A 13785-nucleotide genomic window follows, 5' to 3' on the forward strand; every position below is an offset into this window, starting at 1 on the left:
GAATCCGGCAGGGCTCGCTCGCGATCATCGCGACCAGCGCGTTACATGCAGCAACGCATCGCTCTATCCATCACAAACAACGGAGACATCATGCGGTTGACAGGTAAAACGGCCATCGTCACGGGCGGCGGTTCGGGTTTCGGCGAAGGCATCGCGAAAACCTTTGCGCGCGAAGGCGCGAACGTCGTGGTCAACGACCTCAACGGGCCGGCCGCCGAACGCGTCGCGAGCGAGATCGCGATTACGGGCGGAAAAGCGATCGCGGTGCCCGGCAACGTCGCGCATCGCGACGACTGGCGCACGCTGCGCGAAGCCGCGCTCGAAGACTTCGGCAGCGTGCAGATCGTCGTCAATAACGCGGGCACCACGCATCGCAACAAGCCGGTGCTCGAAGTGACCGAGGCCGAGTTCGACCGCGTCTATGCGGTGAACGTAAAGAGCATCTACTGGAGCGTGCAGGAGTTCGTGCCGTATTTCCGCGAGCAAGGCGGCGGCAGCTTCATCAATATCGCGTCGACGGCGGGCGTGCGGCCGCGGCCGGGGCTCGTCTGGTACAACGGCAGCAAGGGCGCGGTGATCGTCGCCAGCAAGTCGCTCGCCGTCGAACTCGGGCCGCAGCGGATTCGCGTGAACTGCGTGAATCCGGTAATCGGCGAGACCGCGCTGCTGTCCGAGTTCATGGGGGTCGAGGATACGCCGCAGAATCGGCAGAAGTTCCTCGCGGGGATACCGCTCGGGCGGTTTTCGACGCCGCAGGATATTGCGAATGCGGCGCTGTATCTGGCTTCGGATGAAGCGGAGTTCATTACCGGCGTGTGCCTCGAAGTGGATGGGGGGCGCTGCGTGTAGTGGTGGGTCCGACGCTGCGCACGCGCTGCGTGCGCATTCAGTGTTTTCCCCCAATATCGATTCGTCGTGCAAATGGCCTGGCGCGGATAGAATCGACCGGCGGTGGCATTTCAATTCCATAACAAGAGGAGACACAGTCATGGCTAGTCCTGCAGATCCGCTCCACCATCCCGGCGCTGGCGCGCCACCTTCGACGTTCGAAGAGGCGACTTATCGCAAGGTTACCTGGCGGCTCGCGCCGCTGTTGATGCTGTGCTACATCGTTGCATATCTGGACCGTGTGAATGTCGGTTTCGCGAAGCTGGGGATGAGCACGGATCTTGGCTTGAGCGATGCGGTGTACGGCTTCGGCGCGGGGATTTTCTTTATCGGCTATTTCATCTTCGAAGTGCCGAGCAACGTGATTCTGCATAAGGTCGGCGCGCGTGTCTGGATCGCGCGGATCATGGTTTCGTGGGGCGTGATATCGATGCTGACGATGTTCGTCACCACGCCGACGATGTTTTACGTGATGCGCTTTTTGCTCGGGATTGCCGAGGCGGGGTTCTTTCCTGGGATTATTTTGTACCTCACCTACTGGTATCCGGCGCATCGGCGTGGGCGGATGACGACCTGGTTTATGACGGCGATTGCGCTGTCTGGGGTGATCGGCGGGCCGGTGTCGGGGTACATCCTGAAGAACTTTAATGGCGTGAACGGGTGGCACGGCTGGCAGTGGCTGTTTCTGCTCGAAGGGATACCTTCGGTACTGGTTGGGATCATCGTGTTCGTGGTGCTCGACGATCGGATTACGAACGCCAGGTGGCTTACCCGGGAAGAGCAACAGTTGCTCGAGAGTCAGGTGTCGGCCGAGGAAGCGACCAAGCACGATATGCCGATTCGGCAGGTGCTCACTAACGGACGGGTGTTGATGTTCAGCCTCACCTACTTCTCGTTTGTGATGGGGCTTTATGGGGTGAGTTTCTGGTTGCCGACGATCATCAAATCGACCGGCGTTACCGATGCATTTTTGATCGGCTTGCTGTCGGCGGTGCCGTTTGCGGCGGCTGTCGTGGCGATGGTGTTCGTTGCGCGGAGTGCGGACCGGTCGAGGGAACGGCGGTGGCATATTGCGGTGCCGGCGTTTCTTGGTGCTGTGGGGCTCGTGCTTTCCGTCGTTTGGACGCATAACACCGTGCTTGCTATGACCGGATTGACGCTGGCTACGATGGGCATCCTCACTACCCTGCCGTTGTTCTGGAGTTTGCCTACGGCGATTCTTGCTGGGACCGGGGCGGCCGCGGGGATCGCGATGATTAATTCCATTGGGAACCTGGCGGGGTTCCTTAGTCCTTATGCTGTGGGGTGGTTGAAAGAGGTTACCGCGGCTAATGACTCAGGGATGTATATGCTCGCGGCGTTCATGGTGCTCGGCGGTTTGCTTGCTATTAGTGTGCCGGCGAGGATGGTTAATAGATGAAACAGACTCGCAGATGAGCAAAGCCCTGGCGGTCTTTCTGCGCCAGGGCTTTTTGTTGCCAGGGGTACGAGCTTCCAACCATCGAATGGCCTGCCAGATCAGTCGTCATCGTCCCCGTGATGACGGTGCTCCCAGCCCCTGTGCCAGCCATGGTCATGGCGCCAGTGCCTGTCACGGTCGTCGTTGTACTGGTACCCATAGCCGTAACCGTAGCCATAGGCCGGAGCAGGCACGTACGTCACGGGTGGCGCCTCGTAGACCACCGGAGGCGGCGCGACATAAACCGGCCCCGGCGCGCCAAGGTAAACACCAAGGTCGACATGAGCCAGCGCAGCGCTGGAAGCGCACGCAGCGCAAACGCCTGCAATCCACAAAATGAAGCTGCGCTTCATGTTTCTCTCCCTGTTCGCTGGCATCGGTTGTTGATGCGAATTAGCGATATCGATTGTATGTGTAGCTCTGGTTGGCAAATAAACGCGAAGTGTCAGTCTGGTAACCGTTTGTAAGGCCTCGTGCCCTCCAGTTCTCTGCGTGCTTACGAAGCACTCAGAGAATCGCCATAGACATGCACCCGCTCACCAACATGAACGGCAGGCTGATTGTCGTAATTGAAGTTTCGATAACTGCCATCCTGCATCCTGACTTGCACCTGGTAGGTGGCAGCTTTGCGTACCGCATGTTCGATGCCGTTACCGGCAAGGCCGCCGCCAACCGCACCCGCTATCGTCGCCAGAACACGGCCGCGACCTTGACCAACCTGATTGCCCAGCAGCCCGCCCGCCACCGCACCGCCTACCGCACCGAGTCCGGTGGTCGGCTCCTGCGTTTGGACCGCGTTGACCGCGACGACTTCACCTGCATCAGGGTCGACGGCAACGGGTCGAGATGGCGGCTGCGTGGCATCACGGTAACTATCGTCATGCGCGTATCTGGGCGCGGGCGACGACGCACTGCTGTGGTGGGGATGAACATGGGATTCGCTCACCGTGTTGGTCCGCGTGCCTTGTTGCTCCGCATACGGTTTAGCCGAGTCGAGCGGCGTGCTGGCCGGCTTCACCGCAACCGATGCAGTTTGCGACGGCGGCGGGGTTAGCGCTCGGGATGTCGGAAGCAGACCGGTCATTGCGGCAATGCCGGTGCCGCTGGCGAGAATCACAGCAACGGCAGCTCCGGCGACCAGAGGATGAATGCGGCTGCGCGCGGATGAATCGGAAGGCAGGTTGGTGGTCATTGCTGGCTCCGTGGTATGTGCCTGCAAGAACGCCGATGCCATCGAGTCGGTGGACCTGGCTATTGTGAGATATGTAAGCAGTTGTAGTTCGCCGGGACACGCTGGCATTCCAAATCGACTTATAGAAAAAACAATGGCCGGTCTCCCGGCCATGATCGATTGGGCCCGCGAAAACTTCCGCGTCAATCCTTTTCCGCGCTCCGTCCCGACTGCGACTGCGCCGCTGGCATCCTCCGGTAAATGGTGTTCCGCGACACGCCAAGCGCACGCGCCGCCGCCGAAACGTTGCCGCCGTACCGCGCCAGCGTCATCGCGACGACTGATGCGGCGACATCCTGCAGCCGCGCGCCGTCGCGTACCGACGCTTCGCCTGTGGCAAGCGCGTCCGCATTCGCAACGTCGGCGACGGCCGATATGGCAGAGTCACCTTGACCTGCGTCGTCGCCACAACCCGCACCACGAACGTCCTCCAAAAAATCATCCGGCAAATGCTCCCACCGGATCACCCCATCCTCCTCCACCATCGCCGCCGCAGTCCGCAGCAGATTAGCCAGTTGCCGGCAGTTACCCGGCCACGCATGCCGCCCGAACGCCGCCATCACATCAGCCGCAACGCTAAGCGCGTGTCGCCCCCCGCTTTCCACTGATTCCCACTGCAGCATCTTTTGAACGACGACCGCCAGATCGCTCCGCTCACGCAACGCCGGCAACCGAACCGCAAGCCCGTTGATCCGATAGTAGAGATCCTCACGAAACTGATTCTGCGCAATCATCTCGCGCAAGTTGCGGTGTGTCGCGCAAATAACGGAGACATCGACTGGAACCGACCGCATCGCCCCCAGCGGCGTCACCATCCGCTCCTGCAAAACACGCAGCAACCGCACCTGCAATGAATACGGCATATCCCCAATCTCATCGAGAAACAGCGTACCTCCATTCGCTTGCATCAGCCTGCCGATCGCCCCTTTACGCCGCGCGCCGGTAAACGCCCCCTCTTCATACCCGAACAGCTCGGATTCGATCAGCGACTCTGGAATCGAAGCGCAGTTGACCGCAATAAACGGCCCATCACGTCGCGGCGAATCGTTGTGAATCGCCTGCGCGAGCAACTCCTTGCCGGTACCGGTCTCGCCGGTGACCAGAATCGGAATATCCTTGCCGAGCACCTTGCGAACCTTCGCGATCAGTGCGGACACACGAGCATCACCGGTATCGAGATCGCTGAGCCGCGACAGTCCCGCAGCCGGTTGACGCGCATTCGCACAGACCGGTCGCGGTGCGGCCGCACCCTGCACGTCAACAGCCCCGCGCTCCAGCCCAAACGACGCCCGCCTGAACTGCCCACGTGCGCAAACCACCGCACCGTTGTGCAGATTCAGCATCAGATGCGGTGCAACGCCATGCGTCAAACGGTCGATCAGTTGCGCATACGAGATCTGGAACAGCGACGACAGTGTATGCGCGCGCAACGCAGCTAGCGACAAGCCCAACTGAAATTGCGCACTCCGGTTCGCGGACAGAAAGCGACCATCGTCGGTAAACGCAATGATCCCTTCCATCAGCGTACCGAGAAACTCAGGACGTCCGTGAAAAGACACTTGCAGCACGTCGCGAAACGCAGTCGAGAACAGATGGTTTTCGATCATCTGCACCGACATCTTCGCGAGCGCCATCGTGTGCTGGTGATAGCTGCGGTGGTCGCCCGTCACGTCGAGCACGCCGATCAGATCACCATACGGATCGAGAATCGGCACACTCGAACAGGTCAGGAAGCGGTTCGCCGCCAGATAGTGCTGATCGCCATGAACGACCATCGCACACCCCTCGGCAAGCGAGGTACCGATCGCGTTGGTCCCTTGACGATCCTCGGCCCAGTTCGCGCCAGGCCGCAGCGCCACTTTTTCCGCGCGATGCAAAAAGTCGGCGTCGCCGATCGAATGCAGGATCAACCCTTCGGCGTTGGTCAACACGATCATGCTTTGCGTATTGACGATCTGCTCGCGCAGCGTCTCCATGACCGGCATCGCATGCGCGCACAGCACCTGGTTTTGCTCGCGCTTCAGCGCGAGTCCCGTGTCGGACAGGATGTCGTAATCCGGCCGGAACGATGCGCGCAGGCCGAACGTCTCGGAGCGTTCGTGCGCTTTCTGGATCGCCGGGGCAGGCCAAGCTTTGGAGCGGTTAGCCGCCGCCGGGCTGACCGGATGAACGTCTTCGCGCATTGTCTCCTCCTTGGTGCGCCCGGCTCGTGCCGGACGCTTTGATGCGTGTCGACAGAATACTCCGTTTGCTAGGCCGCCCGACGCCCGCCGTGACCCCGCGCGGGCCCGCATCGTTGATCTGCATCAGCGTCGGCCGAATCTGCGGCGTTTCTGAACAACCGCTGCCCGCGCATCTGTTCCGAAACGGAACACTTCCGCTTAATAGCCCAGCCCAATCCCTGAAATTTTGCATGTCGATGCATTGGTATGGTTTCTGCCTGATGTGGTGCCGCGCAGTCACCCGATCACCATCACAAAACGGAGACAAGTGATGAATCCATTTGACCTGAAAGCTCTTGGCATCGACATCGAGTATCCCTATCGCCAGCGTTATGAAAACTACATCGGCGGCAAGTGGGTTCCGCCGGTCGGCGGCGACTATTTCGACAATGTGTCGCCGATCAACGGGCAGCCGTTTTGCCGCGTGCCTCGCTCGAGCGCCGCGGACATCGACCTCGCGATCGACGCCGCGCACGCGGCGCGCCGCAAATGGGCGAAGACGTCGGTGACGGAGCGCGCGAACCTGCTGCTCGCAGTGGCCGAGCGCATGGAGAAGAACCTGAAGCTGCTCGCGGTCGCGGAGACAATCGATAACGGCAAGCCGCTGCGCGAAACCATGGCCGCGGACCTTCCGCTCGCCGTCGATCATTTCCGCTATTTCGCGGGCTGCATCCGCGCGCAGGAAGGCGGCATCTCCGAGATCGACGACAACACGGTCGCTTATCACTTTCACGAGCCGGCAGGCGTGGTGGGCCAGATCATCCCGTGGAATTTCCCGCTGCTGATGGCCGCATGGAAGCTTGCGCCCGCCCTCGCGGCCGGCTGCTGCATCGTGATGAAACCCGCCGAGCAGACGCCGGCTTCGGTACTCGTGCTGATCGAACTGATCGGCGATCTATTGCCTGCCGGGGTCATCAATATCGTCAACGGCTTCGGCAGGGAAGCGGGCGAAGCGCTCGCCACCAGCAAGCGCATCGCGAAGATCGCGTTCACCGGCTCGACGCCGGTCGGCAGGCGCATCCTGCACGCAGCCGCGGACAACCTGATTCCGTCGACGGTCGAACTCGGCGGCAAGAGCCCGAACATCTTCTTCGCCGACGTGCTCGATCGCGACGACGCATTTCTCGACAAGGCGCTCGAAGGTCTCGCGATGTTCGCGTTGAATCAGGGCGAGGTTTGCACGTGCCCATCGCGCGTGCTGGTTCAGGAGTCGATTTACGAGCGCTTCATCGAGAAGGCGATCGCCCGTGTGGAACGCATCAAGGCCGGCCATCCGCTGAACCTCGAAACGATGATCGGCGCGCAGGCCTCGCAGCAGCAGCTCGACAAGATCCTGTCGTATATCGACATCGGCCGGGACGAAGGGGCGCAGTGCCTCGTCGGTGGCGAGCGCGCCACGCCCGGCGCCGGTCTCGGCGAGGGCTTCTACGTGAAGCCGACGATGCTGTTCGGCAACAACGATATGCGCGTGTTCCAGGAGGAAATCTTCGGGCCGGTCGCTTCGGTGATGACGTTCAAGGACGAACGGCAAGCGATCGAACTCGCGAACGACACGTACTATGGCCTGGGCGCGGGCGTATGGACGCGCGATGGGACGCGCGCTTACAAGATGGGACGCGAGATCGAGGCGGGACGCGTGTGGACCAACTGCTATCACCTGTATCCGGCGCACGCGGCATTCGGTGGCTATAAGCAGTCGGGGATCGGGCGCGAAACGCACAAGATGGCGTTGTCGAATTATCAGCAGACGAAGTGTCTGCTGGTCAGCTATCAGGCGGAGGCGCTTGGGTTCTTCTGAGCGAAGGGCGCGCGTCGTTTGCTGACGACGCGCGCTCTACCCTGCGCGTGCCGCACACGTTGGGTAGGCGCGGGGGCAAGCAATTGCGCTGGCATCCCACCCCGTCGCGCAGACCACGCCTTGTGCCAGCATTGCGTCGGCGACCCTCACAAAGCCGGCGATATTCGCTCCGTTCAAATAGCTGACCGAACCGTCGTCGCGACGGCCATGTCGCAGGCAGACTTCGTGAATGCTGCGCATCATGTCGTGCAGACGTGCATCGACTTCTTAGCGCGGCCAGGAGATGCGCATAGCGTACAGAACGCCGTTGCTTTCGAAGCACTTGGCCGCGTCGTTGGTCGACGGCATGTTGGCGCCTTCGGCGACGCAAAGCACGCCGTTTTTGATCAGCGTTGCGGCGTCCTCGCATTCAGTTCGTTTTGCGTGGCGCAATGAATTCAATTGTAGGAATCGGGTCGCTGGTCCTGCGATGTTGATCGTCATGAAGAGTCCTTCGCCCGACGAATCAAATTTATTGCCTAATCACGCTAAAAATTCATCCAATTCCGATCGCCGCGGGTCATCTTCGTCCCGATACTTGTCGTTCGCACATAACAAGGAACGACGATGACGAACGGCAACGGCCGGCCAATGATCCGGCTCGCAGGCAATAGCACGGGCTGCGGCGCGATTCTGACTGCATCGTGAGCGTGCCAATTGCGAGAACTTGCTCACCCCCGTGAACACATCCTGGGTCTTTCCTCTGACGCATTACCCACATGGGGCAATGCGCCTTTGCTGGTGCCGCTCCGTCTGCGCGGCGCCGAAACCCTAGGCAAGCTTTATCGATACACGCTCGATGTCGCGACGATCGAAAGTCCGACGCTCGGAGTGTGGCAAGCACAGGAACTCGTCGTGGCTGATCGCCTGATCGGCAAGGTCATCGACATTTCGATCGCTTTCGACGGCAACGGATTGTTCGGTCGTCATGGGTTGGTACGCGGCGACGTGGCACACGCGAGCGCCGGCCGCCGCACGATGTCGGGCCTCATCACAGGCATCAAACAGATGGGTGCCGATGAACGGCGCGCCTATTACCGCCTCGTCGTCCGTCCCTGGCTGTGGCTGGCCACGAAGAACTGCGACAGCAGGATCTTCCAGGACGCCAGCGTGGTGGACATCACTGACCGGGTACTCAAGGAGCGATATCACTTCCCGCTCGTGATGGAACTCGGCGCGCCAGGCCTGCGCAACGGCTACCCGAAGCGGGACTATGTCCGGCAGATGTGGGAATCCGACTTCGATTTCCTCACGCGGATCTGGAGAGAATGGGGAATCTACTACCTGTTCGACGGAATGACGCTGGTACTGTGCGATTCGCCCGGCTCGCACAAGCGACACGACAACGCATACGACACGCTGCGCTACCATGCGCCCGACAGCAGGCACGTCGACGAGGAGCACGTTCACAAGCTCGATGTGTCGCATCAAATCACGACAGGCAAGGTCAGCCTGATCGATTACGACTACACGCGCCCCGGCGCGCGCTTCGAGGGCGAGTACGAGAGCCACAGTGAGCAGGCCCACGACAACATCGAGCAATACGGTTGGGGCGACTATTCGCAGCCGCTTGCGGGTGCGACGGGACTGTCAGGTGAGCGGAGCGACTTCCGCGATGAAGCCGGGCACCTCGCGAGCGTGCGTGTCGATGCAATGCGCGGTCATCGTCTGCGGCTGAAGGGTCAAGGGAATCTGCGCGGTCTGACAACCGGGAAAACATTCTGGCTCGACAACCATCCGCTGCGGGAAGTCAACGCCGAGTACCTGGTCATATCGACGACCCTCGATATCCGTAATGCACCGCAGAACACGCGGTCACCCGGCGCGGACACGTACGATGCGCTGCACCAGTGCGCGACCGACTTCGTGCTCCAACCCGCCAATACGTTCTTCAAAAACCGTCCGAAGAAAAAGCCGCGTTGCGCGGCGGAAACGGCAATCGTGGTCGGCCCCGAGGATCAGCCGATATGGGTCGATGGATATGCACGCGTGAAGGTGCGCTTTGCGTGGGAGCGGCTTGCCCCGAAGAACGACTGCGCCAGTTGCTGGGTGCGGGTGTCGTCGCCGTGGCAAGGCAACGGCTTCGGTGCGATCTATCCGCCGCGCATCGGTCAGGAGGTCACGGTCAGTTATCACGAAGGCGACCCGGACAAGCCTTACGTGTCGGACCGGATGGTCAACGGCCAGAATCAGCCGCCCTGGAGGCTGCCCGACAACCAGGCGCTCTCGGGCATCCTTAGCAGCGAGCTCAAGGCGGGCTGCGCGAGCCAGACCAATCACGTCGTACTGGATGACACGCCGGGCCAGCTGCAGGCACAGATCGCCAGCGACCACGCCCAGTCGCGCCTCGTGCTGGGCTACAACACGCGTGTCGTGCGCGACGCAGGCCGGCAGCAGGCACGCGGTGAAGGCTGGGAACTGGCGACGAACGCATGGGGTGTCGCGCGAGCCAACCGAGGCATGCTGATCACCACCGAGGCACGTCACGGCGCGAGCACGCCGGCAAAGGATGCCGGTGAGACCGTGGCGCGCCTCACTCAGGCGCGCGACACCCACGAGAACCTCGCGAGTCTCGCGCGGCGGCACGAGGCACAGGAACAGCAGACCAGTCAAAGCGAAGTCGCGCAGGCCATCAAGGCGCAGAACGACGCGATTCGCGGCGGCAGGGCAAGCGCGGAGCTTCCCTTTCCGCAACTGACCCAGCCCGAGCTGGTGCTGGCCAGCGCGGCGGGTCTCGGTCTCACGGCAGCGCAAAGCACGCACGTGGCGAGTGCCGAACACATCGCGCTCAGCGCGGGCGGACACGTCAGCGTCGCGGCGGTGAAATCGCTGCTGGCGTCGGCGGTCAACGGCGTGCGGGTGTTTGCGCAACATCTCGGCATCCGGCTCAAGGCCGCATCGGGCAAGGTGCAGATCGATGCGCAAAACGACGATGTCGAGGTCATCGCGCAACGTGTCGTCAGTATCATCAGTAGAACCGATTCGATCAATCTGATGGCCAGCAAGGAAATCGTCTTTCATGCGGGTAACACGAAGGTGGTCATCAATTCGGATGGGTACAAGGTCTATACGGGTGGCGAGCATCGGGTCCATGCGAGCGGTCATCGGACCGACGGGCCAGCGGCACGGCCTGTCAGTCTGCCCGTCACGCCAGACGATCCCGGCAGGCTGGCGGCGCATCATGTGCTGATCGAACACGATTCCGGCTTTGCGCTGCCGAATCAGCCATACCGGATCACGCTCGACGATGGTCGGCTGATTCAGGGTGTGACGAACGCGCTTGGCGAAACGAGCCTCGTCACCAGCAATATGCTTGCGTTCGCGACGGTCGAACTGCTTGCCGCGAGCGAGCCGGACAAAGTGATTGCGGTTAGCAGAGGCGCGGTGATCAGAGCGGCGAATGAGTCATTCACTGGCGCTGTACCCAATGCCGAGAAACGCAGTGCCACGGTCGCAGGAAAGGCCGTGGCCTCTCCGAACGAGAGCGCGACGACGGAAGATAAACGACCCGAATTCGTCTCGTGCGATCCGATGAACTTCGGGCTGCGGTTTTATCACTTCGTCAATGGTGCGGCCGAGGGTGACACGCCCGCCGGTATGTCGATGCGCAAGGGTGTCGAATACCCGGTGACCAAGGCTTATGCGGCTGCGATTAAGGCTGCGCTGCAGGGGATCGATTGGGGCGGGGTGGCGTGGCCGTTGACTGCCGATTCGATAAGAATGATTCAAAACGCGGTCATGCCGAAATTGGAAGACGCGCTTGGTGCCGGGCCCTTTGGATTGCCACGACGCGATGCCGCTAGTCCGGAAACTAGTGATGGCATGCCACAGATCGTGATAGTCGATCCAGAGCGGACAACGCAGTACAACCTGCGACAGGACGTCAGTGCCGCATTCATCGGGAAGTACTGGCTTATCGCCGTCAACGAGAGCGAGATCGCGCACATCGTCGAACTCAAGCACCAGCCGACCTTGCTGGATAACCGCCTCAAGGCATTTGCCGACACGCTGTATCACGAGTCTCGCCACTGCCAACAGTACTTCTGGATGTTTTCTTTGCTTCAGCACTTTCCAGACGACTACAAAGACCTGCCGAATGTCCAGAGGTTGTATTGGTCGACGATGCTAAAAGAAGCCTATACAGCGGCTGGGAACACGCCACTACCTGACGATCACCGCGTTCACATCGGTCTGCACAGGATGCTTGTCTTCCACTACTACTGGCTGATCTCTTACATGCAGGACATGCCCGGTCGGGAGTATCTCAGCCGAGATCTCCCGCTTGCCGAAAGGAAGGTATGTGACCTGCTGAACGTATCTCCTGAAACAGCACAAAAAATGGTGCAATTCGAAACCGGCTATAGGAGCCAACTTCATGAAGAAGATGCCTATGCCTGCGCGGAAGTGGTCCAAGCCTACTGGCAAAATCCTCGTGATCCTCTCGTTCGCAATCCCGGTACATGCACAGCTCAGTACACCGACGCCCTCAGGATCGTCGGGGCCAGGAGTTGAGATGAGACCGACTGTGACCGACGCCCAGCGCGATATGGCATTCAGCATTTTGACCACTGCAATAGCGATCCTGCGGGACGACCAGCCATTCGATCCCGCTCATACGATTTTCGGCCGCGTTCTTGCGGCTGACCATCTGCGCGGCAAAGGAGGTGGGACGGAGTATTCCTTCGTGAATCCGGCTTTCCCGCGGACGCAAATCATTCTCTATGTGGTACCCGATCCGCTTGCTCCCCCCGCCGACCGCACGAAAGTCAAGCAAGTCGTGACCCACTTCACGATTCGCTTCAGTCCACTATTGACCGACATTAACCGCTCGACGCTGGAAGATCTCCTGCAGGTCGATATCGGTTACTGGATCGACGGCAATGGCGAGCGACGGCCCGGCAATGATATGGGCACGGCTCCGCCGCAGATTCGGCTGCATAGCTATCGCTATCGTGCTTCGAATCTGCCAACGAGCCGATTTCCGGTGGACGTCGAATTTGCTTTCGGCGACCCGGACCCAAAGGACCCGGCGCAGGACGCACACAAAACGCCGGTCCTGATGGACGTTCTACTGAATCGTGACTATTCCGTGCTGAAACCGCGACGCCGTGAACAAAGCCCGTCTTGAGTGACCTGTTGAACGTCTCTGCTCAAACAGCACAAAAAATGGCGAAATTTGAAACCGGCTATAGGAGCCAACTTCATGAAGAAGGCGCCTACGCTTGCGCGGAAGTGGTTCAGGCCTACTGGCGCAATCCTGGTGATCCTCTCGTTCGCAATCCCGGTACATGCACAGCTCAGTATGTCGATGCCCTCAGGATCGTCGGGGCCAGGAACTGAGATGGGACAGACTGTGACCGACGCCCAGCGCGACATGGCATTCAATATATTGACCACATCAATGGCAATCCTGCGGGACGACCAGCCCTTCGACCCCGCACATACGATATTCGGCCGCATTCTTGCGGCGCGGCCTGAGCGCGGTGTGGTAGGTGTTATGGAGTATTCCTTCGTGAACCCGGTTTTGCCGGAGACGCAAATCATTCTGTATGTGGTACCCGATCCGGCCGCTCCCTCTGCCGACCGTACGAAAGTGAAGCAAGTCGTGACGGCCATCACCGTCCGTTTCAATCCACTATTGACAGATATCAGCCGCTCGACGCTGGAAGACCTCCTCCGGGTCGATATCGGCTACTGGATCGACGGGCAAGGCAACCGGTGGCCCGGCAATGATCTAGGAACCGCACCACCCCAGGTTCGCCTGCATGGCTATCGCTATCGTGCTTCGAATCTGCCAACGAGCCGGTTTCCGGTGAATGTGGAATTTGCTTTCGGAGACCCAGACCCAAAGAATCCGGCGCCTGATGAACCCAAAACGCCGGTCCTGATGGACGTTCTCCTGAATCGTGACTATTCCGCGCTGAAACCGCGACGCCATGGACAGAGCCCTTCTTGAGTGACCTGTTGAACGTCTCTGCGGAAACAGCACAAAAGATGGCGCAATTCAAACCCGGCTATAGGTGCCAACTTCATGAAAAAGATGCCTACGCTAGCGCGGAAGTGGTCCAAGCATACTGGCGGAATCCTGATGATCCTCTCATTCGCAACCTCAGTACCTGCACAGCCCAGTACGTCGACGCTCACGGGA

9 protein-coding genes and 1 pseudogene are annotated in these 13785 nt (G+C 60.4%); 6 read left to right on the forward strand and 4 right to left on the reverse strand.

Annotation, left to right across the window (positions count from 1 at the left end; genetic code table 11):
- Positions 1–90: 90 nt before the first annotated feature.
- A complete protein-coding gene (locus AB3X86_RS00105; RefSeq protein ID WP_176121200.1) occupies positions 91–849 on the forward strand; it encodes an SDR family oxidoreductase in 759 nt (252 codons plus the stop codon).
- A 139-nt stretch (positions 850–988) separates the two neighbouring features.
- Entirely contained in the window at positions 989–2308 is a 1320-nt protein-coding gene (locus AB3X86_RS00110) for an MFS transporter (protein WP_368594488.1), read from the forward strand.
- Positions 2309–2406: 98 nt separating this feature from the next.
- Here the strand turns inward: AB3X86_RS00110 and AB3X86_RS00115 are convergent, their stop codons facing one another.
- The 3 genes from AB3X86_RS00115 to AB3X86_RS00125 all read right to left on the reverse strand — a co-directional run bounded on the left by AB3X86_RS00115 (position 2407) and on the right by AB3X86_RS00125 (position 5761).
- On the reverse strand, positions 2407–2700 hold the full coding sequence (locus AB3X86_RS00115; protein WP_176109260.1) for a hypothetical protein: 294 nt from the start codon (positions 2698–2700) through the stop codon (positions 2407–2409).
- Positions 2701–2843: 143 nt separating this feature from the next.
- Positions 2844–3539: a glycine zipper 2TM domain-containing protein gene (locus tag AB3X86_RS00120; RefSeq protein ID WP_368594489.1), complete on the reverse strand. Its 696-nt coding sequence runs from the start codon at positions 3537–3539 to the stop codon at positions 2844–2846.
- A gap of 182 nt (positions 3540–3721) precedes the next feature.
- Positions 3722–5761: a sigma-54-dependent Fis family transcriptional regulator gene (locus tag AB3X86_RS00125; protein ID WP_368594490.1), complete on the reverse strand. Its 2040-nt coding sequence runs from the start codon at positions 5759–5761 to the stop codon at positions 3722–3724.
- A gap of 310 nt (positions 5762–6071) precedes the next feature.
- On the opposite strand from AB3X86_RS00125, the gene AB3X86_RS00130 reads away from it, so the two are divergent.
- Positions 6072–7598: an aldehyde dehydrogenase family protein gene (locus AB3X86_RS00130; RefSeq protein ID WP_368594491.1), complete on the forward strand. Its 1527-nt coding sequence runs from the start codon at positions 6072–6074 to the stop codon at positions 7596–7598.
- A gap of 111 nt (positions 7599–7709) precedes the next feature.
- On the opposite strand, the pseudogene AB3X86_RS00135 reads toward AB3X86_RS00130, so the two are convergent.
- A pseudogene (locus tag AB3X86_RS00135) lies at positions 7710–8003 on the reverse strand (glutamate dehydrogenase); the annotation flags it as partial.
- Between the two features lie 375 nt (positions 8004–8378).
- Here AB3X86_RS00135 and AB3X86_RS00140 point away from each other — a divergent pair.
- The 3 genes from AB3X86_RS00140 (at position 8379) to AB3X86_RS00150 (ending at position 13593) form a co-directional block, all read left to right on the forward strand.
- Positions 8379–12149, forward strand: coding sequence for a type VI secretion system Vgr family protein (locus AB3X86_RS00140; RefSeq protein ID WP_368594982.1), 3771 nt, complete (start codon positions 8379–8381; stop codon positions 12147–12149).
- Position 12150: 1 nt separating this feature from the next.
- Positions 12151–12765, forward strand: a complete 615-nt coding sequence (locus AB3X86_RS00145; protein ID WP_368594492.1) for a hypothetical protein — start codon at positions 12151–12153, stop codon at positions 12763–12765.
- A 213-nt stretch (positions 12766–12978) separates the two neighbouring features.
- Positions 12979–13593 carry a hypothetical protein gene (locus tag AB3X86_RS00150; RefSeq protein ID WP_368594493.1) on the forward strand — a complete coding sequence of 205 codons (615 nt, stop codon included), beginning with the start codon at positions 12979–12981 and terminating at the stop codon, positions 13591–13593.
- Positions 13594–13785: the final 192 nt, after the last annotated feature.

The sequence above is a fragment of the Paraburkholderia sp. BR14374 genome (genome assembly GCF_040948685.1).
Lineage (GTDB): Bacteria > Pseudomonadota > Gammaproteobacteria > Burkholderiales > Burkholderiaceae > Paraburkholderia > Paraburkholderia youngii.

What these genes read in the sequence shown, in the direction of transcription:
- AB3X86_RS00105 (WP_176121200.1), top strand. Translation starts at nt 91, where the DNA reads ATGCGGTTGACAGGTAAAACGGCCATCGTCACGGGCGGCGGTTCGGGT.
- AB3X86_RS00110 (WP_368594488.1), top strand. Translation starts at nt 989, where the DNA reads ATGGCTAGTCCTGCAGATCCGCTCCACCATCCCGGCGCTGGCGCGCCA.
- AB3X86_RS00115 (WP_176109260.1), bottom strand. Translation starts at nt 2,700, where the DNA reads ATGAAGCGCAGCTTCATTTTGTGGATTGCAGGCGTTTGCGCTGCGTGC.
- AB3X86_RS00120 (WP_368594489.1), bottom strand. Translation starts at nt 3,539, where the DNA reads ATGACCACCAACCTGCCTTCCGATTCATCCGCGCGCAGCCGCATTCAT.
- AB3X86_RS00125 (WP_368594490.1), bottom strand. Translation starts at nt 5,761, where the DNA reads ATGCGCGAAGACGTTCATCCGGTCAGCCCGGCGGCGGCTAACCGCTCC.
- AB3X86_RS00130 (WP_368594491.1), top strand. Translation starts at nt 6,072, where the DNA reads ATGAATCCATTTGACCTGAAAGCTCTTGGCATCGACATCGAGTATCCC.
- AB3X86_RS00145 (WP_368594492.1), top strand. Translation starts at nt 12,151, where the DNA reads ATGAGACCGACTGTGACCGACGCCCAGCGCGATATGGCATTCAGCATT.
- AB3X86_RS00150 (WP_368594493.1), top strand. Translation starts at nt 12,979, where the DNA reads ATGGGACAGACTGTGACCGACGCCCAGCGCGACATGGCATTCAATATA.